This window comes from Kitasatospora sp. GAS204B, from assembly GCF_029892155.1.
Classification (GTDB): Bacteria; Actinomycetota; Actinomycetes; order Streptomycetales; family Streptomycetaceae; genus Kitasatospora.
In genome coordinates this window covers 127,793-151,844 of record NZ_JARZAG010000005.1, presented here as the reverse complement: position 1 = coordinate 151,844, position 24,052 = coordinate 127,793, and the positions used below count along the sequence as shown (strand labels likewise).

Here is a 24,052-nt window from a genome sequence, read left to right as displayed (position 1 = left end):
GCCTACAGCTCGTGGCCGAGGTCGGCGGCCAGCTTCTGGAGCAGGTCGTACGCCGCGTCCGGGATCACCGTGCCGGGCCCGAAGACCGCCGAGGCGCCGGCCTGGTAGAGGGCCTCGAAGTCCTGCGGCGGGATCACGCCGCCGACCACGATGGTGATGTCCTCGCGTCCGGCTTCGGCCAACTCGGCGCGCAGCGCCGGGACCAGGGTCAGGTGGCCGGCCGCGAGCGAGGAGACGCCGACGATGTGCACGTCGGCCTCCACCGCCTGGCGGGCCACCTCGGCCGGGGTCTGGAAGAGCGGGCCGACGTCGACCGTGAAGCCGAGGTCGGCGAAGGCGGTGGCGATCACCTTCTGGCCGCGGTCGTGGCCGTCCTGGCCCATCTTGGCGACCAGGATGCGCGGGCGGCGGCCCTCGGCGGTCTCGAACTTCTCGACCAGGTCGCGGGTGCGCTGCACGGCGGCGGAGGAGGCTCCTGCTTCGTCACGGTACACACCGGAGATGGTACGGATCTGGCCCGCGTGCCGGCCGTACACCTTCTCCAGGGCGTCCGAGATCTCGCCGACGGTGGCCTTCGCGCGGGCCGCGTTCACGGCGAGCGCCAGCAGGTTGCCGTCGAGCGAGCTGCTGGGGCCCGCCTCGGCGGAACGGGTCAGCGCGCGCAGCGCGTCCTGGCAGGCGGCCTCGTCGCGCTCGGCGCGCAGCCGGCGCAACTTCTCGATCTGCTGGGTGCGCACCGAGGAGTTGTCGACCTTGAGCACGTCGATCTGCTCGTCGGTGGCCACCCGGTACTTGTTGACGCCGATCACGGGCTGGCGGCCGGAGTCGATCCGGGCCTGGGTGCGGGCGGCGGCCTCCTCGACGCGCAGCTTGGGGATGCCGGCGTCGATCGCCTTGGCCATGCCGCCGGCCGCCTCCACCTCCTGGATGTGCTGCCAGGCGCGCTGGGCCAGGTCGTGGGTGAGCTTCTCGACGTAGGCGCTGCCGCCCCAGGGGTCGATCACCCGGCAGGTGCCCGATTCCTGCTGGAGCATCAGCTGGGTGTTGCGGGCGATCCGGGCCGAGAAGTCGGTGGGCAGTGCCAGCGCCTCGTCCAGCGCGTTGGTGTGCAGCGACTGGGTGTGGCCCTGGGTGGCGGCCATCGCCTCGACGCAGGTGCGGGCGACGTTGTTGAAGACGTCCTGGGCGGTCAGCGACCAGCCCGAGGTCTGCGAATGGGTGCGCAGCGAGAGCGACTTGGCGTTCTTCGGGTCGAACTGCCCGACCAGCTTGGCCCAGAGCAGCCGGGCCGCGCGCAGCTTGGCGATCTCCATGAAGTAGTTCATGCCGATCGCCCAGAAGAAGGACAGCCGCGGCGCGAAGGCGTCCACGTCAAGTCCCGCGCCCAGTCCGGCTCGCAGGTACTCCACGCCGTCGGCCAGGGTGTAGGCCAGCTCCAGGTCGGCCGTCGCGCCGGCCTCCTGGATGTGGTAGCCGGAGATGGAGATCGAGTTGTACCGCGGCATCTTCTGCGAGGTGTACGCGAAGATGTCGGAGATGATCCGCATCGAGGGCTGCGGCGGGTAGATGTAGGTGTTGCGGACCATGAACTCCTTGAGGATGTCGTTCTGGATGGTCCCCGCGAGCTTCTCGGGTGCCACCCCCTGCTCCTCGGCCGCCACGATGTAGAGCGCGAGCACCGGCAGCACGGCGCCGTTCATGGTCATCGACACCGACATCTTGTCCAGCGGGATGCCGTCGAAGAGCTGGCGCATGTCGTAGATCGAGTCGATCGCCACGCCCGCCATGCCGACGTCGCCGGTCACCCGGGGGTGGTCGCTGTCGTAGCCGCGGTGGGTGGGCAGGTCGAAGGCGACGGACAGGCCCTTCTGCCCGGCCGCCAGGTTGCGGCGGTAGAAGGCGTTGGACTCCTCGGCGGTGGAGAAGCCCGCGTACTGGCGCACCGTCCACGGCTGGTTGACGTACATGGTCGGGTAGGGGCCGCGCAGGTAGGGCGCGATGCCCGGGTAGGTGCCCAGGAAGTCCAGGCCGGCCAGGTCGTCCGCGGTGTAGAGCGGCTTGACGCCGATGCCCTCCGGGGTCTCCCAGAGCTGCTCGGCGACGTCCGAGGCGGTGGCCTCGCGCCAAGCGGCCCGCCACTGGTCGTCGGTGGTCCGGGGCTCGCCGGCCGGGGACCCGGTGAGCCCGATGGTGGTGAAGTCGGGGATCAACGCGCCACTCCGATCTGGTCGAGGAGCGAGGTGAGGACCGCGACCGCGTCGCCGCCCGCGTAGACGAACTCGTCCACCCCGGCTCGTTGGTAGGCCTCGCGCTGCTCGCCGGGCCGGCCCGCGAGCAGCACCCGGGTGGCGTCGGCCGCCTTCAGCGCGGCGGCGACGGCCTCGGCGTGCTCGACGTACAGCGGGTCGCTGGAGCAGAGGCAGGCCACGGTGGCCCCGCTGGCGGCGAACTCCTTGGCGAGCGCGGCCGGTTCGGTGTCGGCTGCGAGCACCGTCTCGATCCCGCCGGCCTGGAACAGGTTGGCCGCGAAGGTGGCCCGCGCGGTGTGCGCGGCGGCCGGGCCGATCGCGGCGAGGAACAGTTTGGGACGGGCGCCGGTCGCGGCCAGGTGCGCGTCCGAGCGGTCCCGCAGCGCCTCGAAGGCCTCGGCCCTGCGCACCCGGGGCAGGCCGCCGCCGAGCGGGGCCGGGGCCGGGGGCCGGACCAGCGGCTGCTCGCCCAGGTTCGGGAACTCGCTGACGCCGGTGACCGGTTCGCGCCGCTTGGCGAGCTTGGCCGAGCGCTCCGCCCAGCCGGCGGCGATGGTCTCGCCGACCAGCCCGGAGGTGAGCGCGGCGCGCTGGCCGCCGGCCGCCTCCAGCTGCTGGAACCAGTTCCAGGCGGCCTGGGCGAGCTCCTCGGTGAACTGCTCGACGTACCAGGAACCGCCGGCCGGGTCGATCACCTTGCCCAGGTGCGACTCCTCCAGCAGGATCGCCTGGGTGTTGCGGGCGATCCGGCGGGCGAAGGCGTCCGGCAGGCCGAGGGCGGTGTCGAAGGGCAGCACGGTCACCGCGTCGGCGCCGCCGACTCCGGCCGCCAGGGTGGCGACCGTGGTGCGCAGCATGTTCACCCACGGGTCGCGGGCAGTCATCATCACCTCGGAGGTGACGGCGTGCTGGCGCTGGGCACCGGCTGTGGGGCCGGCGCCGCTGACCTCGGTGACGCGGGACCAGAGCCGGCGCGCGGCACGGAACTTGGCGATGGTGAGGAACTGGTCCTCGGTGGCGGCGAAGCGGAACTCCAGCTGCCCGGCTGCCTCGTCCACGCTGAGCCCGGCGGCGGTCAGCGCGCGCAGGTAGGCGACGCCGGTGGCCAGTGCCGCGCCCAACTCCTGAGCGGGGGAGGCGCCGGCCTCGTGGTAGGGCAGGGCGTCGACGCTCAGCGCGCGCAGGCCCGGGTAGTCGCGGGCGCAGCGGGCGGCCAGCTCGGCGGCCTCGGCCAGCAGCGCGTCGGTGGCGCCGTCGTCGCCGGTGCGGGCGAGCAGGCCGAGCGGGTCGGCGCCGAGGTTGCCGGTGGCCGCCTCGTTCGGGACCGCGCGCTCGGAGAGCAGCGCGAAGAGGCGCTCGGCGGCCACCTTCGTCTGCGCTCCCGCATCCAGCACGACGGCCGCGAGGTCCAGGTAGACCCCGGCCAGCACGGTCGGCAGCGCGTCGACGGGCAGACCGGCGTCACCCAGGGTGAGCCAGATCGAACCGCCGCCGTGCTCCAGGTCGGCCAGCACCGCCTCGGCGGTGCGGGCCGGGTCCGGGTCGGCGTGCCGCTGGCGCACGTCCCAACCGGAGACCGCCGAGCCCTGCGGGCGGCCGCCGCGCACGAACGGGGGGAATCCGGGGTAGCCGGTTTCGGACACCGCCGAGGCGTCCTCGGCGGTGTACAGCGGCCGAGCGCGCAGACCGTCCTGCAGCGCGGTGGCCAGTGCGTCCTCCGCCGGCGTACCGGCGGTGCTCTGCGTACCTGACTTGCTCAGGACGCCTTCGACCAGGCGCCGCCACTGCTCACGGCTTGCATCCGGGAACTCGGCGGCCAGGGGGAGCCCTTCGGGCGGGACCGTCATGGTGGGAAGGTTAGTGCCCTGGCCTTGAGCCGTAGCAGAGCTACGGGGTGTGACGTTGCCCTCGCTCGCAGGACAGGGGTCGTGGCGCGCCGCAGCAGGGGTATCTAACGGGTCATATCCCCCCGAAGCGCCATGGACGCGCACGGCCGGGAGAGCTCGAGCCGGTCCGGCTACGGCAGTTCGGCGAGTGCGGTCAGCGCGGCCTGGTAGTCGGGTTCGGCCATTTGGTCGGCGACGTACTCGACGTGGGCCAGGCGGTCGTGCCGGTCGATCACGAAGACCGCGCGTTGCAGGAGCCGCCACTCCTTGACCAGCACCCCGTAGTCGCGGCCGAAGCGCTCGCTGCGGTGGGCGGAGAGCAGCAGGTGGCCGGTGCCGTCCTGCTCGCGGGCGCCGCGGGCGGCCAGGGCGAACGGGAGGTCCATGCTGATGGTGTAGAGCTGCACCTCGCCCTCGGCCGCCTGCTCGGCCAGCCGGTCCTCCCAGGAGCGGGTCTCGATCCGGCAGACCGGCGTGTCGATCGAGTTGATCACGTTGAGCAGCCGTTTCGAGCCGCTGGTGTCGGAGAGCCGCACCTGGCTCGTGGCACCGTCCGGCTGGGCCAGCCAGTCCAGGGTGAAGGCGGGCGCGGCGGCGCCGGCCCGCAACCGCTCGCCGACCACGGTCAGGCGTTCACCCAGCTCGAACGCCTCGCCGGTCCGCTCCGGCGGCTCCTCGGTGTTCGCTGTTCTGCGCATGCCTCTGACGGTACGCCGACTGACGGTGCGTCGGGAGTGGGACGGCGCCCGCCAGTCGGGCGATGACGGCTCGGCGGGGGCGCCTCGGGGGGCGGGGGCGGGGGGTGGGGGGCAGCGGGCAAGAGGGCCGGTCCGGCCGAAGTTTGGCCGAATCACGACAGTTGGAGTCTCACTCGGTGGATTCGAGCAGGCACATGGTGTAGCCATAGCAATGACATGTTCGCGATGAAAGGAGGTCATGATGCTCAAGAAGCTGTTCGCCTGGCTCGTCCCCCCAAGAGGTGAGCGCCTGGTCGACCCCGAGGAACTGCCGGAACACTGGCGCCCGGTCCGCTGACGATCGGCGCCGTCGGCGCACAGGCCCCGATCATCCCCCGAGTGATCGGGGCCTCGCGCTGTCGTTCGAGAGTGCTGTGGGACCCTCTTCCTGGTTCTCCTGCCGGTTGGTCGGACGAAGGATGGGGTCATACGCGTGCCGATATCTGCTCTGCCCCAGCCGACCTGGGCGCGTGGCCCGCGGCCGGAGTCGGCGGGTGGGTCCGCCCGGGGCCGGCACCGCCGTGGTGGTGAGCGGCGCGGGCGGGTGCTCGGTGGTGGGGCGTTGCTGGCGAGCGCGCTGTGCGTGGTGTCGGCGGTCGCGGCGGGGCTGCTCGGGCCGTCCGCCGCGGAGCCGGTGTTCGGGCGGCGGGTCGGCGACCTGCCGCCCTGGTTCGTCCAGGGGAACCCCTCGGACCTGCTGGTCTGGCTGCTGGTGGCCGCCGTGCTGGGGCTCGGCACGGTGGCGGTGGTGGCCGGGCTGCTCGCGGTGCGGCGCGGCTGGGCGCCACGGCCCCGGCTGCTGCTGGCCGGTGGCGCGGTCGCGGTGCTGGCACTGCTCTGCGTGCCGCCGGCCGGCACCACCGATCCGCTCAACTACGCCGCCTACGGCCGGATCGAGACGCTCGGCCTGAACCCCTATCAGCTGACGCCGGCCGGCCTGGCGCAGACCGGTGACCCGGTCGGCAAGCTGGCGCTCGCCGAACCCTGGCTGCACACGCCGTCCGTCTACGGCCCGCTGGCCACCGTCTCCGAGTGGGCGGCCTCGCTGCTCGGCGGGGCCTCGATGCTGCGCACCGTGTGGCTGCTCTCGGTGCTGGGCGGCGCGGCGTTCCTGGCCACCGGTGCGCTGCTGCTGCGGCTGGCCGGGCCCGATCCGGCCCGGCGGGTGCGCTCGCAACTGCTCTGGACGCTGAATCCGGTGCTGTGGTGGAACCTGGTGGTCGGTCCCCATGTCGACACGCTCTGCGCGCTGTGCGTGGTGGTCGGCTTCTGGGCGCTGCGGCGCTCGGGCATCGCGGCCGCGCTGGCGATCGCCGCCGGGGCCGCGATCAAGCTGACGGCCGGGGTCTTCGCGCTCCCGCTCGCCTGGCACCTGCGGCACGACCGGCGCCGCCTGGTCCTGGCCGCGACGGCCGGCGCGGTGGCGCTGGCGGCCGGCTACGCCTTCACCCCGCGCGCCGTGCACAACGCCCAGGCGGTCAGCAACCAGGCGGCCGACGGCACGCCGTGGGAGCTGCTGCAACGGTCCGTGCTGGTCCCCGTGTTCGGTGCCGCGCGGGCCGATCAGGCCACCACCGTGCTGGAGTTGATCGCGGCCGTGGTGCTGGCCGGGCTGCTGCTGGCGGCGCTGGACCCGGCCGAGGGCACCGACCCGGCGCGGCTGGCCGCACGTCCGGCGCTGGCCGTCGTGCTGGCGTACCTGTTGGGCACGGCGTATGTCCGGCCCTGGTACGACGCGCTGGCGTGGGTGCTGGTGGCGATGCTGGCCCGGTCCTGGCTGGACTGGGTGCTGCTCGCGCACACGGTACTGCTGACGCTGGTCTACGACCCGGGGCTGGCGCACATGCTGCACCCGGCGTGGCTGTACCGCCTGGTGCTGCAGATCGCCTACCGGCTGGTGCCGGACGCGCAGTTGCTGCTGGTGGCGGTGGTCGTGGTCGGGTGCGGGTGGCGGATCCTGCGCCGGCGGCGGGCGGCCAAGGCGGCCGGCGGTCGCCAGCCCGCCGCTCCGGGAGCGGCGGGAGCGGCGGGCTAGGACGGCCTCAGACCGTCAGCTCCGGCGGGGCCGCCGCCAGCGCCTCCTGGATGGCGGCCACCAGTCGGCGGGCCGACTCGGCCGTCAGCTCCAGCGCGACTCGCGCGGACGGCCCCTTGGACGGGTCGCTGAGGTCGATGTTGACCGTGTGCTCGGCCATCGCGTGCACCGGGTGGTCGAAGTACACGGCCAGGTCGGAGACGCGCAGCCAACTGCCGCCCGCGCCCTTGGCGCTGCCGTCGATCTCGTCCTTGACGGTCAGGTAGGTGCACATGGTCAGGCCTCCAGGTGCGTGCCGAAGAAGGTGGCGATGCGCTCCCACCCGTCGTTGGCGGCGGCCACGTTGTACGCGGGGCGGTCCACCGCGAAGAAGGCGTGGCCGGCGTCGGGGTAGGTGTGGAACTCGAAGTCCTTGCCGTCGCGGGTGAGGATGCTCTCCAGCTCCGCCACCTGCTCGGGGCCGGGGAACTGGTCGGTGGCGCCGAACAGACCGAGCAGCGGGGTACGTAGTGCGGGGAGCTGGTCGACCAGGTTGGTGACCTTCATCGGGAAGCCCTCCGGCGGGGTGCCGGTGACGAACGCCCCGTAGCAGTCCACCGCCGCGTCGAGGTCCAGGTGGCAGGCCGCCAGCACGGACTGGCGCCCGCCCGAGCAGTGGCCGATCACGCCGACCTTCCCGTTGGCGCCGGGCAGCGAGCGCAGGTACGCGGCCGCGCCGGCGACGTCGCCGACCAGCCGCTCGTCCGGCACGCCGCCGGTCGCGCGCACGGCCGCGGCCGCGTCGTCGGGGGCGGCACCCGGGGCCTCGCGGAAGTACAGGTTGGGGCAGATCGCGTCGTAGCCGAGTTCGGCGAAGCGGCGCACCATCTCCTTGGTGGCCCTGTCGTAGCCGGGCATGTGATGGATGACGACGACGCCGCCGCGCGGCCGCGCCTCGTCCGGGCGGGCGAGGTAGGCCTCGATCTCATCGCCGTCGTGGCCGGGGAACTTGACGGTGGAAGCGGTCATGGAATCACTCATGCGTCAGCTATACCACGTCGAAATCGCCGCCTCGGCGGCGCGTTGTCCGACCAGGTCAGCTGCGCCCTGCTGACGCCGCGAGTCAGCGCAGCGTCGGCACCGCTCCGCACTCCGCCCACTCGACCGTGACCCCCGGCAGGCCCCGGGCCCAGTGCTCGGCGAGGTCTGCGAGGCGGGCGCGGTCCGGCGGGGTGCGGCCCAGGCCGATGGCGTAGCGGGTGACCGGCGGGCCGGACTCGAAGGGGCGAGGCCAGGCGTGCAGGTCCGGGGCGCCCGCTTCGGCGAGGGTGGTGAGCAGCGCGCGCAGCCGGCCGCGGGTGCGGCCGAGGGTCTCGGCGAAGTCCTCGCCAGCAGTCTGACGGATCGTCAGAATCGCCCAAGCCGGATGGCGGCGGTGCAGCGGCGGGGGAGCGAGCAGCTCGGGCCAGGGGTCGGTCGTCGAGGTCTGCAGCAACTCCCAGGCGCGGTAGAGCTCCTGGCTCAGCAGCTCCAGGCCGCCGGCGCCGACCTGCTCGGTGCAGCTGCGCACCGGGCGGGTGGGGGTTGCCACCGACGGCGCGCCGTGCCAGTCGTGGGCGGCCCAGTCGGCGAAGAACTGGGTGCGGAGCACCAGATCTGACGATTCGTCAGTTTCGTGCACGGTCTTGGCCGTCAGGACCGCCCAGGCCAGACCCGGCAGGCCGCCGAACGGCGCCGAGTCGAGCCCGCGCGCCTTCGCCCAGGCCTTCACCTGCCGGGCGAGCCGGGCGAATTGGGCGTGCCGGTCCCCGACGGCGGTGTCCCCGACGGCAGTGTCCCCGACAGCGGCGCGCAGCGCGTCCGCGTCGCTGACCGCGCTCAGCGCGATCGCCGCAGCCTCCCCCAACTCGCCGCGCCGGGCGACCGCTTCGGCGGGGGCGAGGGAGCCGGTGGCGACCACCACCAGGTCCACGTCGAGCGGTTCGACCCGCAGGCGCAGCCCGGGGACCCGGGCGCCGGTCACCGGTCGCAGTCCGGTGGCCTCGGGGAGGGCGGCCGCCACCCGGGCGCGGAGCCCGGCCAGGTCGACGACGCCCGGCAGGGCGGCCACCAGGTCCAGGTCGGCGCCGGGCAGCGCGCACCCCATCCGACGGGAGCCGGCGGTGTGCACGACGCCCTCGGGGAGAGCCGCCGACAGGCGCGCGGCGATCCGCTCGGCGGCGTGGTCGTCCTCGGCGGCCGCAGTGGTCGCCGTGGTCGCCGCCGCGCCGTCCTCCGCTGCCCAGCGCACCGCCCCCGTCCCCAGTTCCACCGTCGCCCGCACCCGCATCGGCTCGGCGCCCCGGCGGGAGAGCAGCACCAGCTCGCCGACCTGCGCGGACAGGTCGCGCAGCGCTGCGGCGCAGGCGGCTGCGACCGGCTGCGGATCCGCGCTCCGCCCCAGCGACAGGTGCGGGGTGAAGCCCGTGGCGCGGCCGTGGCAGCGCGGGAAGCGGGCGGTCAGGGCCTGGTGCAGCGCGTGCCACGGCGCTTCGCCGTTCGCGGCCGGGTCGAGCCAGACGGTGGCGTCCTCGCGATGGCCGAAGGTGTGGACGCCCGCCAGCCGGGCGGTGAAGGGGGCGACCTCGGCGGCCGCCGAGGCCAGCAGCGGGGCCGCGCGCTCGAACTCGGACTCGGGGACGAAGCCGAAGAGCAGGTTGACGTGCGGCGGCCAGCGCCGCAGCTGCGGGTCGTAGCGCTGCCGCAACTGCTGGATCGCGGGCCACAGCTCGGCCGGCGGCAGCCAGGCCAGCGCGGTGCGCGCCGTCGGCGCGAGGTCGAGCACCTCGTGCGGCTCGGCTCCGTCCAGACTCAGTTCCGCCGCCACACCGTAATGGTCCGACACGAAGAGCCCGTCCGCCGTCGGCGTGTCGCCCAGCAGCGCGGCCGCGGTCACGGTGAGCGCACCGCCGGCGCGCAGCAGGACGCGGTCGAGCCGCGCGGCGCGCCCGGTCAGCGAGGAGACGGCGGCCAGCGGGTTGGCGACCGGGTCGAAGGTCGGCGTCCGGTCGGCCGGGCCGTGCACAGCCGTCCAGGCGTCGCGCAGGCCGAGCGCGGTGGCCGGGGCCGCGCCGCCGTCGTTGAAGTCGCCGACCAGCACCAGCTCGCCGTCCACGCCGGCCAACCCCTGGGCCAGCTCGCCCAGTTCGGCTCGGCGTCGGTCCGCACCGCGCGCCGAGTGGTCGCTGCTCAGGTGGGTGGCGGCCAGTACGACCGGGCCGGCGGCGGTGTCGACGGTGATCGCGGTGACCGCCTTGTGCGGGCCGAGCACGTGGTAGCCCGCCTCGCGCACCGGCAGCCGGCTGAGCAGCAGCAGGCCGCTCTGCTCGACGTCCCGGCCGCTCGGGTCGGCGCCCACGGCGTAGTCCGCCCGTACCCAGGGCTCGGCGAGCAGCCGGCCGAGCAGCTCGGCCTCGACCTCCTGGAGCGCGATGACGTCGGCGTCGGCCTGCCGCAGGGCCGCCAGCAGCAGCGGGCGGCGGCGGGCGGTGTCGATCCGGTCGCCGTCGTAGCGGTCCCAGAGGGTGTTCCAGGTCAGCACGCGCAGCGTCGGGCTCGTGGGCGGCGTCGGGCCGGTCGGCGGGGGCGGGGCCGTCGGCGCGGTCGTGCCGGCGTCCGGGCGCCACCCGCCGTCCGGCTGCCAGCGGTGCGGGGTGCGCGCGGCGAAGTACGGGGCCCGCAGACGGCGTGGTTCGCGGGCCCGGCCGGCCGGCGAGGTGTCGATCCGGTCCACGCCCGTGGCGCGGTCCCAGACCAGCTCGCCGTCCGCCTCGATGAAGAGCACCCGGTGCCAGGGGACGTCGCCGCCGGGCACGAAGGCGGGCAGCGGGACCCGCTTGGGCGCGGCCTCGCGGCGGCTGACCCCGAGGACGAACCGGGCCGGGTCGAACTGCGGGTCCCAGCGCACCCGGTGGTAGATCTGCTCGCTGGTGCGCATCAGGGGCGCTCCTCTCCGGTCGCGCTGGGCAAGGGCTTGTACAGCGTCCCGTCGTGCAGCGTTCCGTCGGTGTCCTCGACGGTGCCGCCGGCGCCCAGGTACCAGGTGCGGTGCGCCTGACCGGGGTAGGGCGGCCCGAACCGGTGCAGTTGCCCGGCCAGCACCTCGGCGGGCACCGGGTGGGCCCGGCGCGCGTTGCGCTCGGCCAACTCCGCCTCGTCCACCAGCGCCACCACGTGGGTGACCAGCGCGTCACGGCGCTGCGCGATCGCGTGCACCAGGGAGCGCTGCTGGTGGTTCAGCGACGTGGCGTCCCAGACCACCGTGCCGCCGCCACCGCTCGCGGCGGCCAGCGCGGCGTCCAGGCGGTCCAGGCCCTCGCGCAGCACGTCACTGTTGGCGCGCTGGTCGGCGCGAGAGCCACGGGCCGCGCGCAGGTCGTCCAGCGAGATCCGGGCGTCGATCCCGCGCAGCCCGGCCGCGAAGCTGCTCTTGCCGCTGCCGGACGGCCCGACCAGCTGGATCAGCCGTGGGAACGCCCCGGAGCGCCAGCGCCAGGTGGCCGCCACCGCCTCGGCGACACCGCCCTCCGCGACACCGCCGAGGCGCCCGCGCGCGTAGGCCTCGCGTGCCTGGGCCCAGCAGCGGTCGGCGGCCGCCCCGTCCCGAGCGGTGAGCTCCGGACCGGCGAACTCCTCGCGCAGGCCAGTCCGCAGCGCCTCGAACGGGTCCGGGCCCAGCAGCCCGGCCTCCTCGGCGTGCAGCGCGGACCAGTCGACCTGCTCGCGTGCCTCGGCCGCCTGCGCGTCCGCGCGGCCGGCCAGCACCGCCCGGGACACCGCGTGCAGCACGCCGAGGTCGGCCGCGAGCGCGAGACTGCCGAGGCCGGCGCGCCGGTCCTCGTCCGGGTACGGGCGGTGCAGCGCGGGGTGCAGGCCGACCAGGTCGGCGATCCGGCGGGCCAGCGGTAGGCCGAGCGTGGCCGCCAGTCGGGGCGCCAGCCAGGCTCGGCGGCTGCCGTGCAGCGCGGTGGCGAGGACGCCGGCGAGCCGGGCGTCGCCGGTGCGCCCGAGCAGGTCGAGCTGGTCGAGCGCGGCGGACACCTCGGCGACGGGCTGCTCCTCCGGGTTGGTCGGTGGCAGCCCCAACGCGGCCAGCAGCTTGGGAAGTTCGGGTGCGGTGCCGGAGCGCACCGCCCAGAGCGCGGCGCTCGGGCCCAGGCCGTTCTCGACCACGGCGGCGTGCATCCAGTGCGTGTCGGTCTGAACGTGCCGCGGGCGCACCCACTTGGCCACCCGCCGCCCGAACTCCGCGCGCGCGAAGCCCTCGACGGTGCGGACCACGTACCCCTCCTCGCGCGCCGGGTCCACCCGCAGCGCGCGCATCGCCCGTTCGTCGAAGACCCCGCGCCAGCGCACCCGGGGCGTCGGCACGCCGCTGCGGTGCAGGAAGCGGACCGTCGCGTCCCAGTCCAGGCAGTGGTCCCGCTCGTCCCAGACCGAGAAGCCGTAGAACCAGCTCGCCAACTCCCGGTACCCGATGGAGTGCTGGGCGAAGAGGTTCTCCCCGCAGATCCGCCAGCCCGGCGGGATCGCGCCGCCGATCCGCCCCTGCAGCCCCTTGACCCAGGCACGGGACGGGTGGTGGCCGGAGTCCAGCGAGCGGGCGTGCAGGCCGTCGCGGTAGAGGGTGGTGTTCTCGCCGTCGAGCTTCTCGGTGACCACCACCTCGCGGCCGCGCAGTCCGGACAGCTCACCGACCCGCACGTCGTCCGCCGTCGCTCCGGGCGACCAGGGCAGATGCGGCGTGCGGGGATAGTGCACGCGCATGGTGATCCGCTCCCGGCGACGGTGACAGTGGTGTGGCGCTCACTGTACGGAGCCGTCGGGGAGCGGAGCCATCGAATTACCGGGTGCTTTCCGCCAGTTCCGGAGTGCTCGGCTCCGGGGCGGGCGCGGTCGCGCTTGCGGGCACCGCCGGGGTCGGCGCCGAGCGCTTGGACAGTGCCACGTACAGCGCCCAGGCCACCGCGCCCGAGAGCAGGAAGCTCACGTCGATCCCGCCGGTCCAGTGCAGTACCGGCCCCTGGTAGACGGGGGTGTCGACCGCGCACAGCCCCACCACGCTGCCGACCGCCCAGGCCACGGTGGCCGGCACGTTCCAGCCCGCCCGGTACCAGTAGATCCCGCCCCGGCTGCGCTTGTTGAGCACCTGCAGCGACTCGCGGTCGTACTCGCCCTTGCAGCGCCGGAACCCGGTCAGGGTGATCACCGCCCACGGCGTGCCGATCGCGGTCAGGACCAGGACGAACGAGGTCACCGCGTCCTGTGCGTTCCACACGAAGTGCCCGGCGAAGACCAGCACGGTGGCCACCGCCGCGACCACGTAGGTGGCCTGCAGCCGGGTGGCCCGGGGCAGGATCGCGTCCAGGTCCAGGCCCATGCTGTAGAGCATCAGACCGGTGTTGCCCGCGCTGCCCATCAGGCCGTTGATCAGCAGCGGCACCAGGAACCAGGCGGGCGCGCCGGCCAGCAGCCCCGCCACGTAGTTGTTCCCGGCCCCGGTCGCCACCGCCGTGAAGGTGCCGAACAGCTGCGGGATCAGCATGCCGAGGAACATCCCGGCCGCGTTCGCCCAGTAGATCTTGCGACTGCTGTGCTTGATGGGTGACACGTACCGGGTGTAGTCACCGAGCAGCGTGATGAAGGCGATCGGGCCGCTCAGGCCGGCCGAGACCACGGCCAACAGCCAGGTCTGCCAGAAGCCGCCCAGCAGGTAGTGGCCGTGCGCGGAGCCGTTGAAGTGCGGCAGGTAGGCGAAGAGGCCCAGCAGCAGCAGGATCGACATCGACCACATCAGCAGCTTTTCCATCTTCAGCAGCAGCCGGTAGCCGAAGACGGCCGCCGTCGCGCTGAGCACCGCGAGCACGGTGTAGGTCGCCACGTACGCGGGCCCGTGGGCCGGCAGGCCGACCAGCCGGTTCAGCGCCCCGACCACCACGTCGCCGCCCACCCAGAGCGCCAGCGCCGTGTACCCGAGCGAGAGCAGCAGCCCCACCAGTGACCCGATCAGCCGCCCGCGCACCCCGAAGTGCGCCCCGCTGCTGGTCGACAGGTTGGTCGCGGTGCGCAGCGAGATCAGCGCCAGCGGCGTCACCAGCACGATCCCGAGGACGGTGCCGACCACGAGCGAGGTGCAGCTGTCCCAGAAGGAGAGCCCGAAGGAGACCGGCAGCCAGCCGAAGACCACGACGCCGAAGGCGAGGTTCGACCCGATCAGGATGCTCAGCACGTCACGCGGGGTGCTGGTGCGCTCCGCCTCGGGGATGGTGTCCACACCGTGCTGCTCGACGAGTGCGTGTCCCCCCGGGGAGCTCTGCTGGGCTGAGTCGTTCGTCATGGGCGCCTTCCTGGACAAGCGGACTGCCGGGCACCGTATGAGCAGAAACCCGCCAGGTCACCCATCATTCGGGCGTTAACGGGCTCGCGACCACGCCCGATCGTCCATAGACGGTCCTGGAATGTCTGAATTTTCCGTGTACTCCTCCTAAACGGATGATCCGTCCCGGCTGCTCGCGGGTTTCGCGGATCTGCCCGTCAGACGCTCTGCTCGATCCGCTCGAAGATGTCCGCGTCGGTCTCCCGCTGCCAGGCCGGCAGGTCGTCCCAGTCGGCGACGTAGCCGGGCTTCGGGCTCTCGATGTGCTTGTGGATCTGAGCGATCCAGCAGAGCGCGACGAACCGGCCCTTCTGCTCCCGGCTGAGCTTGGCGGTGTTCCCGGCGCTGACCTGGACGAAGCCGCGCACCTGGCCGTACACGGCGGCGGCGCACTGCCGCTCCCAGTCGGGGGTCTCGTCCCACGGCGTGACGTAGCCGGGCTTGGGCTCGCCCGGGTAGTGCTTGGTGACACCGGCGATCCAGGCTTCGCGGAAGATGCGGCCGTCGTTCGTCATGCGGTCATCCATTTCGTCGGGCGTTGGCGCGTGAGAGCGCCGAGATCTGGTCCTACCAGACGGGTACGCCGTCGCGCAGGTAGACCGGACGTCCGTCGGCCAGTGACCGTACGGCGGCGCCGAGCCGGTTGCGCAGCCGCTCCCGTAGGAGCGTGGCGGCCGTGTCCACGGGGACGAAGCGGGCCTCGGACAGTTCATCGTCGTGCGGACGCAACTGCTCGGCCTGGTCGACATGGAGGATCCCGCCGTCGAAGATGAACGCGATCTGATCGTCCCACGGCCCGTGCGGCGCAACCCAGTCCACCACCAGCACTCCGCGCGGGACGACCTCCAGGCCAAGTTCCTCGCGTAACTCCCGGACCGCCGTCTCCTCCGGGGGCTCGTTGGCCTCGGCCATGCCGCCCGGCAGGTCCCAGCCAGGCTTGTAGGTCGGCTTCACCAGCAGCACCCGGCCGTTGGTATCGCGCAGCAACACGTCGGCTGCGACCCGCTTGCGGGCCTGTCGGGCGTTGCCTTCGGCGAGATAGGCCTGCCACGCTTGTGGATCGGCAGGTGTCGGCTTCATGTGGAGCCGCCTTCCTGGGGAGCGATGATGTCGGCCAGGAGCAGTATTCTCGCCCTTCTCGCATTGTCGAACCGCACCAGGTACTCGCGCACCGGCCGGTACGTGCGGTGCGGTTCCAGTAAGCGCCGGAGGGTGTCGATCTGGCGGACGAAACGCACCGATCCGAGCGCGGGGTTGGTCGCGAGCAACTCATGGCCGACGTTCACGGCGGAGTCCAGGTCACCACGCCGTAGGTGAACGTCCACCAGGGTGACGCGGTTCAGGGCGATGGACCGCGCTCGGCCGATCTCCCTCAGGGTGAGCGCCAGTTGGGCGTGTGTCAGCGCCTGGTCGTAGCACTCCAGGTCCCGCCAGATCAGTGCGGACTCGCTCGCGAGCGCTGCGGCGTCGAAGGGACTGAGCCACGGGTGCGTGACGTCTGCGGTCTGGTCGAGGTGACGGTGGGCGTCATCGAGAGCGCGAAGTGCGGGTGTGCGCTGTGCGGCGCTGGCCAGGGCGCGGGCCCGCATGGTGTGCAGCCTCGCGGTGAGGACGGGGATTCGCGGCCCTTGGCCGGTGAGATCGAGGCCGGTACTTGCCCAGAGCACGGCGCCGGCCGTGTCGCCGGTCTGGAGGGCGAGGTGGCTGCTGCTGGCTGCGATGCTCGCGGCCAGCAGCAGATCGCCCGAGGCCCGGGCCAGCGGCTGGGCATGGGCGAAGTGCCGGGCAGCGAGGCTGTCATGGCCCGAGTCGTGGGCCATCCAGCCGGCCATCTCCGTCAAGGCCGCTGCCGCGCCGAAGACCTGAGGCCCGCTGGCGGTGTCGACCAGACGCGGTGCTACCTGGTCAGTCAGATGGCGCACGACTGCCGCGTACAGGCGACCGCCGCCGCTCTGCCGGTCCGCGTTGCGGAAGGCATCCACGGCGTCCAGGTCGTCTCCGTCGGGCGTTGGCTGCAGCGCCTGGTGGTTCGTGTGGGCGGGTGCTGGTTCCCAGGTACGACGGGCGAGGCCGAGCAGGTGCCCAGGGATATGGAAAGCATCAGCGATCTGTTCGAAGATCGTCAGCTTCTCCACTCGGCTCTTGCCGTTCATGTAGTCGTACAAGCGGCCCTGGGTGATATCCACAGCTGCGGCGATTCGGCGCGTACTGACACCCCGGCTGTTGAGCAGCCGAAAGACAGCGCCCATGTCGCGCTCTGCGCATGCGGTGAGTAGCCGGTCATCACCGAGCAGTCCGGCGATGACCTCGCGCGGCTGCTGTGCCTGATGACTCATCAGGGCCCTTCTGGTCGTGGTGACTCCATCGTGGGGTCACCCTGTGGAGTCTCCTCGCTACCTTCCCACCTCGTTGACTGGGTGAACGCCGTACCTGGGCCGACGTACCGCGCCCCCGATATTGATGGTCGCCGCACCTACCCGATTCATCCGGAGGCTCAGATGAGCAGCGCTAAATCCCCTGACCGCCCCCACCCCTGGACGCTGAGCAGCACCTCCGCCGCACTGGTCGACCCTTGCAGGAGCCTGCTGCCGCACCGGACTTCGGTGCGGCAGCAGGCCGGCACCGGTACGGCGACCGCCGACCGCATGCTGCTGGACGAGCACCGCAGCGCGCATGGCCGGTGCGTTCGCTGCGAGTGCGAGTGGCCGTGCATGGTGACGATCGAGGCCAGGACCGGGAGGTCGACATGACCGACTTCTCCACCATCGAGGCTCTCCACGTCCGGGCCGGGGCCCACGCGGTGGCCCAGGCCCGGCGCTGGATCGCTGCGCTGCTCCAGGAACGGGAACTACCGCTATCGGGGGATGCCGTTGCCGACGTGCTGCTGTGCGCCAGCGAGATCATCACCAACGCCCTGGTCCACGCGGGTGGTGAGTGCTGGGTGCGCGCCGAGTGGACTGGCGTTCACCTCAGGGTCGAGGTGGCTGACCGCTCGCTCCGGCTGCCCGCGGTGCTCACGCCCGAAATCGAGCAGGGCTCGGGGCGAGGCCTCGCCCTGGTCGACGCCCTCGCGTACTCATGGGGGTGGGAGCCGAGGGAGCTGGGCAAGGCGGTGCACTTCGTGGTCGCCGCCGACCTCGCGCTCACGGCGGTCACCGCGTGAGCGAGCAGCAGCCGTTCTGCACCTTCACTGTCAGCAAGTTGGACGAGAACGGCGAGCTGGTCGAGGTGGAGCGTGAGGAGTACTCGGGCGACGACCGCCTGAGCTACGCGCCGCGCTACAAGTCCTGGCCGCTGTGCGAGGACCCTCAGATGTGATGAGCCTCAGGCGAGTTGCAGCCCGACGCTGGTCAGGAAGAGCGCGAAGGCCGCGCTCGCCGCGCAGGTGCGCGCGGTGTCGAGGCGTTCCCAGCGGCGGATGATCGCCGGTGCGTCGGCCGGGGGTGCGTCGAGCTGCCAGTCCAGGATGCCGATGTTGATCGGGACGGTGCCGGCGAACGTCACCACGGTCCAGCCGAGCAGCGCTGCCATGGCGGCGAGTTGGGCGGTGAAGCCGGTGCCGCCGCCGTGTCCGGTGGTGCCGTTCCAGGCCGTTGCGGCGATGCCGGTGAGCATCGTCGGCAGGTAGACGGCGGGCACCGCCACCCGCAGGGTGCGGATCAGGGCCTGGCGCAGCTGGATCGAGGAGCGCGGGTCGAGCACGCCGATGGTCGAGCGGACACCGAAGCGGACCACGAACTCGGCGCCCGCCAGCAGTCCGGCGAAGAACAGGTTGATCAGTTCGAGGGTGTGCATGATCTGCCTCCCGGCTTCGGCCTCATTGCTGCCACTAGAAAATTACAGTAGCAGAAAAAATACCGAGGCCCGACTATCCTTGACGCATGAGCGCACGAACAGTGGACTGGGCCGCCCTGCGTGAGCCGAGGGGCGAGGCCTCGGGTGCGGAGGGGCTGCGCGAGCGCAAGAAGCGCGCCACCCGCCAGCAGTTGACCGACACCGCGACGGAGATGTTCCTGGAGCGGGGGTTCGACGCTGTGCGGGTCTCGGAGATCGCCGAGGCGTGCTCGGTCTCCGAGAAGACGGTGTTCAACTACTTCCCGACCAAGGAGTCACTGGTCCTGGACCAGCCGGAGGCCACGATGGCCGCGCTGCGGACCGACCTGGCCGACCCCGGGACGGCGCCCACGGCGGCGGTGCTGCGCATCCTGGCCGACGAACTGGGCGCGCTGACCGGCTGGTTGGCCGCGCAGGACGATCCGGAGCTGGCCGTCGGACAGGTCCAGCGGTTCGCGGCCCTCATCCAGGGCACGCCGGCCTTGCGCAGCTGCCAGCGGGAGATGACGGACCGTCTGATCGCAACGGCCGCAGAGGCGTTGGCGCGGCGGAGCGGCGGCGCACCGGGCGACCCGGAGCCGCAGATCGCCGCGACGGCGCTGCTCGGGCTGTGGCCCGTCCAGTACCGGGCGCTGCGGAAGTACTTGGGCGGGTCGGTGACCCCGGTGGAGGTCGGGGACGCCGTCACGGCCGACGTCCACCGGGCGGCGCGGCTGCTCGACGCCGGGCTGGGCACCTTCGGGTGACGCTGTGTCGACCGAAGGTGCCCAGCCCGGCGCTGCGCTGGCGCAACGCCGATGCCCGCCCCCGACGTCCTGGCCGCGCAACGCCGCGAACGAGCCCGCATCCGCAGCGAAGGGCGCATTCGCCGGGGCGGACGGCCTGCGGCTGCGCCGCGTGGGCGCGAGTGACCAAGAGGGCGATGCCGCAGGCAGGCAGCCCCCGGCCGCGTGCCCGCCGGGGTGGTGTGTCAGATCACGGCGAGCCGGTCCACCAGCAGTTCCACCCTGGCCTCGGTGTCCTGCGGCGGCAGCCGTCCCGCCCGGGTCAGGGTCGCGAGCCCGTGCAGGGACGCCCAGAACACCTCGGTGAACAGCCCCGGGTGGACGCCGTCCCCGGCGACCTCGCCCAGGCTCTCCAGTAGCGCGGCGAAGCCGTCCTTGAGGGGTTCCGGGGTGTCCTCGCGCGCGAATGCCAGGCCGCCGTCGAGCTGGAACATGGCGTCGTAGACCGCCGGGTTGCGTTCGGCGAAGTCCAGGTAGGCGCGGGCGAGGGCGGCGACCCGCTTGTGCGGGCCGTCCTCGGCTCGGGCTGCGGCCCGCAGCGCCGCGGCCATCTCGGCGGCGCCTTCGAGGGCGACGGCGCCGATGATCTCGCGCTTGCCGCGGAAGTGGCTGTAGAGGACGGGCTGGCTGTACTCGATGCGTTCGGCGAGCCGGCGGGTGGTGACCGCGTCCCAGCCCTGCTGCTCGGCGAGTTCGCGGGCCACTGCCACGATGAGGCGCTCGCGGCCCGCTCGTTCACGCTCCTTGCGTTCCTGTACCGACATGATTCGATCCTAGCATCGCTAGACAAGCAAGCGGCAGCAGTACTAGCGTTGCCTCATCAGCTAGCAGCATTAGATTCCGAGAGGGTCATCATGCTCAACGCACTCGAGGTCCTCACCACCGTGGTAGTCGGCGTGATGGTGGGGGTGGAATTCTCCGTCGCCTTCGTCATCAACCGGATCCTCAACGCACTCCCCGATGACAGTGGCCAACTCGGCCGCGCGCACGGGGGCCGGATGCTCGGCGCCGTGATGCCGGTCTGGTACATCACCTCGCTCGTCCTCGTCGCGGTCTGGGCCATCGCCAGATGGCACCACCACGGCACCGGCCTCCTCGTCACCGCCGCCGCGCTGCTGATCCTCAGCGTGATCATGTCGATCCTGCTGCTCGTCCCGATCAACAACCGGAACAAGACGTGGACCCCCGAGAACCGGCCCGCCGACTGGAAGGAGCAGATGAACCGCTGGGAACGCTTCCACTACGCCCGCGTCGCCGTCATCATCGCCGCCTTCGCCCTGCTGGTCGCCGCCCTCACCTGAGCCCGCGGGCTCGCCCGCCCGGTCGTCAGCCGCAACCGCTCGGCCGTGCGCCCGAAGTGCCGTGAGGGCTCTGTCCGGCGCTTCGGTGCCCGCGGTACCGCTACTGCCACCTACATCTACATCCAGGACCCGGACACCGACACAAATCCGTTGTGGCCGAGCTGGCGCGCCCGGTAGCTTGCCCCGGCCGTCCGACCTGCGCGCGGCGTCGACGAGAAGGAGCTGTGCGGCACGTGTCGATTCGCATCACCGCGTTGACCGACCCCGACGCGGGTTCCACCAGCCGCCGCCTGGCGTGGCTCGGGTCGACGGCCGATGGCGGGCCGGTCGCATCGGCCTTCCTACGGGCGGGCGGGGGTCGGCACGCGGTTGCTGCGATCGTCGGCTTCACCGAGCTGGTCGTCCCGGGTGACGGCCGGGGCGACGCGCAGCACTACGGGACCGGCGTGCTGCCCGAGCACCGTGGGCACGGCCTCGGGCGCTGGATGAAGGCGGCGGCGATCCGGCAGGTGATCGAGCAACACCCGGATCTCGAAGGACTGTTGGCGGACACCGCGGCGAGCAACCGGCCGATGCGGGCGATCAACGAGGAGCTCGGCTATCGGCCGACGCACAACTCGCTGCTGTACCAGCTCGATCTGTAGCGACCGCATCGCGCAGCCAGGCGTCCAGCGTCGCGAAGTCCGGTTCGGTGAGGCCGAGTCCGGGGTCGACGCGGTGCAGCAGGGCTGGGGCCGGGTGGTGTGCGGTGACCCAGTGGCGGTCGGCGTCGGTCATCTCGTCGTCCACCCAGGCGAAGGGGCGGCCGGCGGCGCAGGCGAGCAGGGTGCGGGTCTTCCAGTGCAGCCCGGCCCGCTGGTCCAGGGCGTCCTGCTCGGCCAGCTCGGACCACTCCACCACGGGCAGTTGCGGCAGGCCGAGCAGGGGCCCGAGGCGCTCGTTCGCCTCCTCCTGCCAGGCGGTCGCCCAGACCAGGGTGCACGGCAGGGCGGCCAGTCGCGGGCCGAGCGCGGGGTCGAGGCGCGCGAGCAGCGGGTTCGCATCAGGGCTTGCGGTGGGGGCCGGGCGGTACGGAGGCTGGTACGTCGGCCCGAAGGGCAGGAGCGGGCCGTCGACATCGAGGAAGAGCAACGGGCGCTCGGCGGAAGCGGTCACGCTCGCACGATAGCGCGGCGCGAGACTTCGCTGAACGGTCGACCAACCGCGGCGGCCCAGGGTGAGGCTCTGTCGCCTGCTCACCCCGGACCGCCGCCGCCAGCGTTCGCTAGCCGTCCTGCCGGGCGGCCGGTCGGGAGAGGCCGGTCAGTTCGGTGGCCCGGGTCCGTGCCCACCACAGCAGGGCGGCCGCTGCCAGGACGCCCACTCCGGCCGCCTGGCCGCAGGTCGCGATGGTGTCCGCGCGCAGCGCCTGGGCGAAGGGCAGGGTGAGCGCGAGCACGGCCGCCGCCGGGCCCGCCGCGTACCAGGCGGTGAAGAGGAAGAGGCCCAGGCCGCCGGAGGAGGGGGACTTGTACATCAGGTCGCGCCGCATCACGCCCCGGCAGGTGTTCACCAGGCCGGCGCCCACCAGGGCCGGCACCACGGCGGGTGCCAGCCAGACGGTCGGGCCGGCGCCCGCCACCGTCGCGGCGGCGGCGCCGGCGAGTGCGATCAGCACGCCGGCCAGGGTGGGCACGATCGCGTGGCACAGCATGAGGTCGGCGAACGGGTAGGGCGACCAGGCGGCCCGGCGCACGTCGTCCGTCTCGATCCGGGCCGGCTCCAGCAGTTGGGCGACGGCCAGGTAGCCGAAGGCCAGCGCGACGGCCGTGGTCGGCACCGACGGCTTGCTGCCGATCCCGTGCGCCAGTGCGGCGCAGAGCACGGCCGGCACCGTGAGCAGTGCCGCCCGGCCGAGCCGGGCGGGGGAGCGGAGCAGTGCGGTGGCGTCCCGCCAGGGCACCACCAGCCAGGTGTGGCGCGGCATCGGCAGCCGGACCCGCAGCCGCCGGGTGCTTCCCGAGGCGCCGGAGACCGCCAGCCGGGCGGCTCGCAGCTCGACCGTGCGCAGGGCGGCCAGCACTCCCGCGGCCGTCCTGGCCCGCTCGCGCAGCCGGCCCAGCGGCACCGAACCGGCGGCCCGGTCGGCGAGCAGCAGGCCGGCCGCGGTGCTGCCGAGCAGCAGGGCGGCCGCCACCCAGGCACCCGGCACCGCGCCCCGGGTCGGCGCGAGGGCGGCGATCCCGGCCCAGCCCCACGGCCCGGACCACAGCTCGACCAGTTCCAGCCAGTGCACCCGGTGCCCGGCCACCGCCAGCCCGCTCTGCGCGGCGAGCAGCAGCACCAGCAGCGTGGCGACGGGGGTGAGCCGCCGGACCCAGCGGGCGGCGGTGTCGTTGCGCTCCACCAGCAGCCCGGCGCAGGTGGCCAGCAGCGGCAGGCAGGCCCCGCCGAGCAGGGACCAGCCGAGCGCGGCCGGCAGCCCGACGCGCAGCAGCAGCCCCAGCGCCACCATCGCGCCCACCGCCGTCACCAGGCCCGGGAAGAGCGCCAGGCCGCAGGAGAGCCAGAACCACGGGCGCAGCACCGGGCGCGGGCGCACCGGGTGGGCGAGCAGCCAGTCGGTCGCCGCCCGGGGCGGCACCACCGGACCGCGCCAGAGCCCGTCGCGGACCGCGAGCAGCACGACGGCCAGCCCGACGGCCGCTATGCCGCTGGGCATCGCCGCGAGCAGGTCGCCGCCGTGGCCGGTGTAGTCGGCGCCCATCGAGGCCTGGAGGAAGAGACCGAGACTGGGTACCCCGCCCCAGATGATCAGCATGAGCAGGACGCAGTAGAGCGCGAAGCCGACCTGCTTGGCCCGGTTCAGCCGGTGCGGTGCCCGCAGCGTGCGGAGCAGGGCGAGGGTCTCGTCGGTCCAGTCGTCCTCCTCGCCCCAGCCGTCACCGGCGGGGGCCGGGTCCAGGGCCGCTTCGGTCCCGTCCTCGGCGGGCCGTGCTTCCCGCGCTGCCGTGTCGGACTCGGCGGTCACCGGGTACCCACCGCGTCGCCCTGGCCGGGAACCTGCCCCAGTACCTTGCCCGGCGCGCCCTGGGCGATGATCCGGCCGTCCTCCAGCATCACCACCCGGTCCGCCAACTCCCGTGCCAGGTCCGTGTGATGGGTGACCAGCAGGACCGCCACGCCGTCCGCCAGCTCGGCCCGCAGCAGGTCGGCGAGCCGCCGCCGGGCGTCCGGGTCCAGCCGCTGCTCCGGCTCGTCGAGCAGCAGCAGATCGCGCGGCCGGACCAGCGCGCAGGCCAGCAGCAGCGCCTGCAACTGCCCCGAGGAGAGCGCGGAGGGCAGCGCGTCGGCCCGCTCGGTGAGCATCCGGTCGTCCAGCACCTGCTGCACCCAGTTCCGGGCGTCGGCCACGCCGTGCGCGACGGCGACCAGCAGCAGGTGCTCGCGCACGGTCAGGTCGGGATAGTGCGCGACCGTGTCGCCGACCACCGCGACCCGGGCCCGGATCCGCGGGTCGTTCTCGTCCATCGGGAGTCCGTCGAAGTGGACCGTGCCCTTGGTCGGCAGGTCACGCCCGGCCGCGACCCGCAGCAGGGTCGACTTGCCCGAGCCGTTGTGGCCGAGCAGCGCGACGCACTCACCGGCCGCCAGCGCGAGGTTCACCGGGTGCAGCACCTCACGGTCACCGTAGGAGCGGCTCACCCCGGTCAGTTTCAGCAGGGCCGGGCGCGTCGTGGTGCGCGCTGCGGCGGATTTCTTGGCCATCCGGACGGAGTCCTCTCGAGGTAAGCGTCCGGCCAGCCTAGCGACCTGAGATCGGGGATCGCCGGGGCGGACGGCACGGAGGGCT

Annotated in this window: 22 protein-coding genes and 1 pseudogene; 7 read left to right on the top strand and 16 right to left on the bottom strand. The window is 73.1% G+C overall.

The annotated features are described in order from the left end of the window. Positions 1-2 precede the first annotated feature (2 nt). From scpA to P3T41_RS09050, 3 genes are all read right to left on the bottom strand, one after another. Entirely contained in the window at positions 3-2,210 is a 2,208-nt protein-coding gene (scpA, locus tag P3T41_RS09060) for a methylmalonyl-CoA mutase (RefSeq protein WP_280689117.1), read from the bottom strand. Then, on the bottom strand, positions 2,207-4,096 hold the full coding sequence (locus P3T41_RS09055; protein ID WP_280689116.1) for a methylmalonyl-CoA mutase subunit beta: 1,890 nt from the start codon (positions 4,094-4,096) through the stop codon (positions 2,207-2,209). The genes scpA and P3T41_RS09055 overlap by 4 nt, the downstream gene beginning before the upstream one ends. 170 nt (positions 4,097-4,266) lie before the next feature. Further along, a complete protein-coding gene (locus P3T41_RS09050; protein WP_280689115.1) occupies positions 4,267-4,833 on the bottom strand; it encodes a redoxin family protein in 567 nt (188 codons plus the stop codon). 472 nt (positions 4,834-5,305) lie between these two features. Here P3T41_RS09050 and P3T41_RS09045 point away from each other — a divergent pair, with 472 nt between their 5' ends. Then, positions 5,306-6,907, top strand: a complete 1,602-nt coding sequence (locus P3T41_RS09045; protein ID WP_280689114.1) for a glycosyltransferase 87 family protein — start codon at positions 5,306-5,308, stop codon at positions 6,905-6,907. 7 nt (positions 6,908-6,914) lie between these two features. Here the strand turns inward: P3T41_RS09045 and P3T41_RS09040 are convergent, their stop codons facing one another. From P3T41_RS09040 to P3T41_RS09005, 8 genes are all read right to left on the bottom strand, one after another. Continuing rightward, positions 6,915-7,181 carry a DUF6295 family protein gene (locus tag P3T41_RS09040; protein ID WP_280689113.1) on the bottom strand — a complete coding sequence of 89 codons (267 nt, stop codon included), beginning with the start codon at positions 7,179-7,181 and terminating at the stop codon, positions 6,915-6,917. A 2-nt stretch (positions 7,182-7,183) separates the two neighbouring features. Beyond that, complete coding sequence (locus P3T41_RS09035) at positions 7,184-7,927, bottom strand: dienelactone hydrolase family protein (RefSeq protein WP_280689112.1); 744 nt, start codon at positions 7,925-7,927, stop codon at positions 7,184-7,186. Between the two features lie 82 nt (positions 7,928-8,009). Continuing rightward, positions 8,010-10,862: an RNA repair domain-containing protein gene (locus tag P3T41_RS09030; RefSeq protein ID WP_280689111.1), complete on the bottom strand. Its 2,853-nt coding sequence runs from the start codon at positions 10,860-10,862 to the stop codon at positions 8,010-8,012. After that, positions 10,862-12,691, bottom strand: coding sequence for an RNA ligase family protein (locus P3T41_RS09025; RefSeq protein ID WP_280689110.1), 1,830 nt, complete (start codon positions 12,689-12,691; stop codon positions 10,862-10,864). Before P3T41_RS09025 ends, P3T41_RS09030 begins: the two co-directional genes overlap by 1 nt. Before the next feature lie 76 nt (positions 12,692-12,767). Continuing rightward, positions 12,768-14,261, bottom strand: a complete 1,494-nt coding sequence (locus P3T41_RS09020) for a cytosine permease (RefSeq protein ID WP_280689109.1) — start codon at positions 14,259-14,261, stop codon at positions 12,768-12,770. Positions 14,262-14,458: 197 nt separating this feature from the next. Further along, a complete protein-coding gene (locus P3T41_RS09015) occupies positions 14,459-14,815 on the bottom strand; it encodes a hypothetical protein (protein WP_280689108.1) in 357 nt (118 codons plus the stop codon). Between the two features lie 52 nt (positions 14,816-14,867). Continuing rightward, positions 14,868-15,380 (bottom strand): NUDIX hydrolase, encoded by a 513-nt coding sequence (locus P3T41_RS09010; protein ID WP_280689107.1) that lies wholly within the window; start codon positions 15,378-15,380, stop codon positions 14,868-14,870. Next, positions 15,377-16,636: an XRE family transcriptional regulator gene (locus tag P3T41_RS09005; RefSeq protein ID WP_280689106.1), complete on the bottom strand. Its 1,260-nt coding sequence runs from the start codon at positions 16,634-16,636 to the stop codon at positions 15,377-15,379. The genes P3T41_RS09010 and P3T41_RS09005 overlap by 4 nt, the downstream gene beginning before the upstream one ends. A gap of 162 nt (positions 16,637-16,798) precedes the next feature. On the opposite strand from P3T41_RS09005, the gene P3T41_RS09000 reads away from it, so the two are divergent. Genes P3T41_RS09000 through P3T41_RS08990 form a run of 3 tightly spaced genes read left to right on the top strand, consistent with a single transcriptional unit; the run spans position 16,799 to position 17,618 of the window. Beyond that, positions 16,799-17,050, top strand: coding sequence for a hypothetical protein (locus tag P3T41_RS09000; RefSeq protein WP_280689105.1), 252 nt, complete (start codon positions 16,799-16,801; stop codon positions 17,048-17,050). Beyond that, a complete protein-coding gene (locus P3T41_RS08995) occupies positions 17,047-17,463 on the top strand; it encodes an ATP-binding protein (RefSeq protein ID WP_280689104.1) in 417 nt (138 codons plus the stop codon). Before P3T41_RS09000 ends, P3T41_RS08995 begins: the two co-directional genes overlap by 4 nt. Beyond that, entirely contained in the window at positions 17,460-17,618 is a 159-nt protein-coding gene (locus P3T41_RS08990; protein ID WP_280689103.1) for a hypothetical protein, read from the top strand. Before P3T41_RS08995 ends, P3T41_RS08990 begins: the two co-directional genes overlap by 4 nt. Positions 17,619-17,624: 6 nt before the next feature. Here P3T41_RS08990 and P3T41_RS08985 read toward each other — a convergent pair whose 3' ends face one another. Continuing rightward, on the bottom strand, positions 17,625-18,095 hold the full coding sequence (locus P3T41_RS08985) for an anthrone oxygenase family protein (RefSeq protein ID WP_280689102.1): 471 nt from the start codon (positions 18,093-18,095) through the stop codon (positions 17,625-17,627). Between the two features lie 86 nt (positions 18,096-18,181). On the opposite strand from P3T41_RS08985, the gene P3T41_RS08980 reads away from it, so the two are divergent. Next, positions 18,182-18,880 (top strand): TetR family transcriptional regulator, encoded by a 699-nt coding sequence (locus P3T41_RS08980; RefSeq protein WP_280689101.1) that lies wholly within the window; start codon positions 18,182-18,184, stop codon positions 18,878-18,880. A 224-nt stretch (positions 18,881-19,104) separates the two neighbouring features. On the opposite strand, the gene P3T41_RS08975 is transcribed toward P3T41_RS08980, so the two are convergent. After that, on the bottom strand, positions 19,105-19,683 hold the full coding sequence (locus P3T41_RS08975; protein WP_280689100.1) for a TetR/AcrR family transcriptional regulator: 579 nt from the start codon (positions 19,681-19,683) through the stop codon (positions 19,105-19,107). A 90-nt stretch (positions 19,684-19,773) separates the two neighbouring features. Between P3T41_RS08975 and P3T41_RS08970 the strand changes: the two genes are divergently transcribed. Both P3T41_RS08970 and P3T41_RS08965 read left to right on the top strand, forming a co-directional pair. Continuing rightward, a complete protein-coding gene (locus tag P3T41_RS08970) occupies positions 19,774-20,220 on the top strand; it encodes a DUF1772 domain-containing protein (RefSeq protein ID WP_280689099.1) in 447 nt (148 codons plus the stop codon). 374 nt (positions 20,221-20,594) lie between these two features. After that, positions 20,595-20,864: pseudogene (locus P3T41_RS08965) on the top strand (GNAT family N-acetyltransferase); the annotation flags it as partial. Here P3T41_RS08965 and P3T41_RS08960 read toward each other — a convergent pair. The 3 genes from P3T41_RS08960 to P3T41_RS08950 all read right to left on the bottom strand — a co-directional run bounded on the left by P3T41_RS08960 (position 20,803) and on the right by P3T41_RS08950 (position 23,967). Beyond that, positions 20,803-21,375, bottom strand: coding sequence for an HAD domain-containing protein (locus tag P3T41_RS08960; protein ID WP_280689097.1), 573 nt, complete (start codon positions 21,373-21,375; stop codon positions 20,803-20,805). The pseudogene P3T41_RS08965 and the gene P3T41_RS08960 overlap by 62 nt on opposite strands. A 109-nt stretch (positions 21,376-21,484) precedes the next feature. Continuing rightward, positions 21,485-23,230, bottom strand: coding sequence for a DUF6297 family protein (locus tag P3T41_RS08955; protein WP_280689096.1), 1,746 nt, complete (start codon positions 23,228-23,230; stop codon positions 21,485-21,487). Beyond that, positions 23,227-23,967 (bottom strand): ABC transporter ATP-binding protein, encoded by a 741-nt coding sequence (locus P3T41_RS08950; RefSeq protein ID WP_280689095.1) that lies wholly within the window; start codon positions 23,965-23,967, stop codon positions 23,227-23,229. The genes P3T41_RS08955 and P3T41_RS08950 overlap by 4 nt, the downstream gene beginning before the upstream one ends. Positions 23,968-24,052 lie beyond the last annotated feature (85 nt).

Excerpts from the sequence above, each read along its gene's own strand:
- P3T41_RS09055 (WP_280689116.1), bottom strand. The coding sequence starts at position 4,096 with ATGACGGTCCCGCCCGAAGGGCTCCCCCTGGCCGCCGAGTTCCCGGAT.
- P3T41_RS09050 (WP_280689115.1), bottom strand. The coding sequence starts at position 4,833 with ATGCGCAGAACAGCGAACACCGAGGAGCCGCCGGAGCGGACCGGCGAG.
- P3T41_RS09040 (WP_280689113.1), bottom strand. The coding sequence starts at position 7,181 with ATGTGCACCTACCTGACCGTCAAGGACGAGATCGACGGCAGCGCCAAG.
- P3T41_RS09035 (WP_280689112.1), bottom strand. The coding sequence starts at position 7,927 with ATGAGTGATTCCATGACCGCTTCCACCGTCAAGTTCCCCGGCCACGAC.
- P3T41_RS09030 (WP_280689111.1), bottom strand. The coding sequence starts at position 10,862 with ATGCGCACCAGCGAGCAGATCTACCACCGGGTGCGCTGGGACCCGCAG.
- P3T41_RS09025 (WP_280689110.1), bottom strand. The coding sequence starts at position 12,691 with ATGCGCGTGCACTATCCCCGCACGCCGCATCTGCCCTGGTCGCCCGGA.
- P3T41_RS09020 (WP_280689109.1), bottom strand. The coding sequence starts at position 14,261 with ATGACGAACGACTCAGCCCAGCAGAGCTCCCCGGGGGGACACGCACTC.
- P3T41_RS09015 (WP_280689108.1), bottom strand. The coding sequence starts at position 14,815 with ATGACGAACGACGGCCGCATCTTCCGCGAAGCCTGGATCGCCGGTGTC.
- P3T41_RS09010 (WP_280689107.1), bottom strand. The coding sequence starts at position 15,380 with ATGAAGCCGACACCTGCCGATCCACAAGCGTGGCAGGCCTATCTCGCC.
- P3T41_RS09005 (WP_280689106.1), bottom strand. The coding sequence starts at position 16,636 with ATGAGTCATCAGGCACAGCAGCCGCGCGAGGTCATCGCCGGACTGCTC.
- P3T41_RS09000 (WP_280689105.1), top strand. The coding sequence starts at position 16,799 with ATGAGCAGCGCTAAATCCCCTGACCGCCCCCACCCCTGGACGCTGAGC.
- P3T41_RS08995 (WP_280689104.1), top strand. The coding sequence starts at position 17,047 with ATGACCGACTTCTCCACCATCGAGGCTCTCCACGTCCGGGCCGGGGCC.
- P3T41_RS08985 (WP_280689102.1), bottom strand. The coding sequence starts at position 18,095 with ATGCACACCCTCGAACTGATCAACCTGTTCTTCGCCGGACTGCTGGCG.
- P3T41_RS08980 (WP_280689101.1), top strand. The coding sequence starts at position 18,182 with ATGAGCGCACGAACAGTGGACTGGGCCGCCCTGCGTGAGCCGAGGGGC.
- P3T41_RS08975 (WP_280689100.1), bottom strand. The coding sequence starts at position 19,683 with ATGTCGGTACAGGAACGCAAGGAGCGTGAACGAGCGGGCCGCGAGCGC.
- P3T41_RS08970 (WP_280689099.1), top strand. The coding sequence starts at position 19,774 with ATGCTCAACGCACTCGAGGTCCTCACCACCGTGGTAGTCGGCGTGATG.
- P3T41_RS08950 (WP_280689095.1), bottom strand. The coding sequence starts at position 23,967 with ATGGCCAAGAAATCCGCCGCAGCGCGCACCACGACGCGCCCGGCCCTG.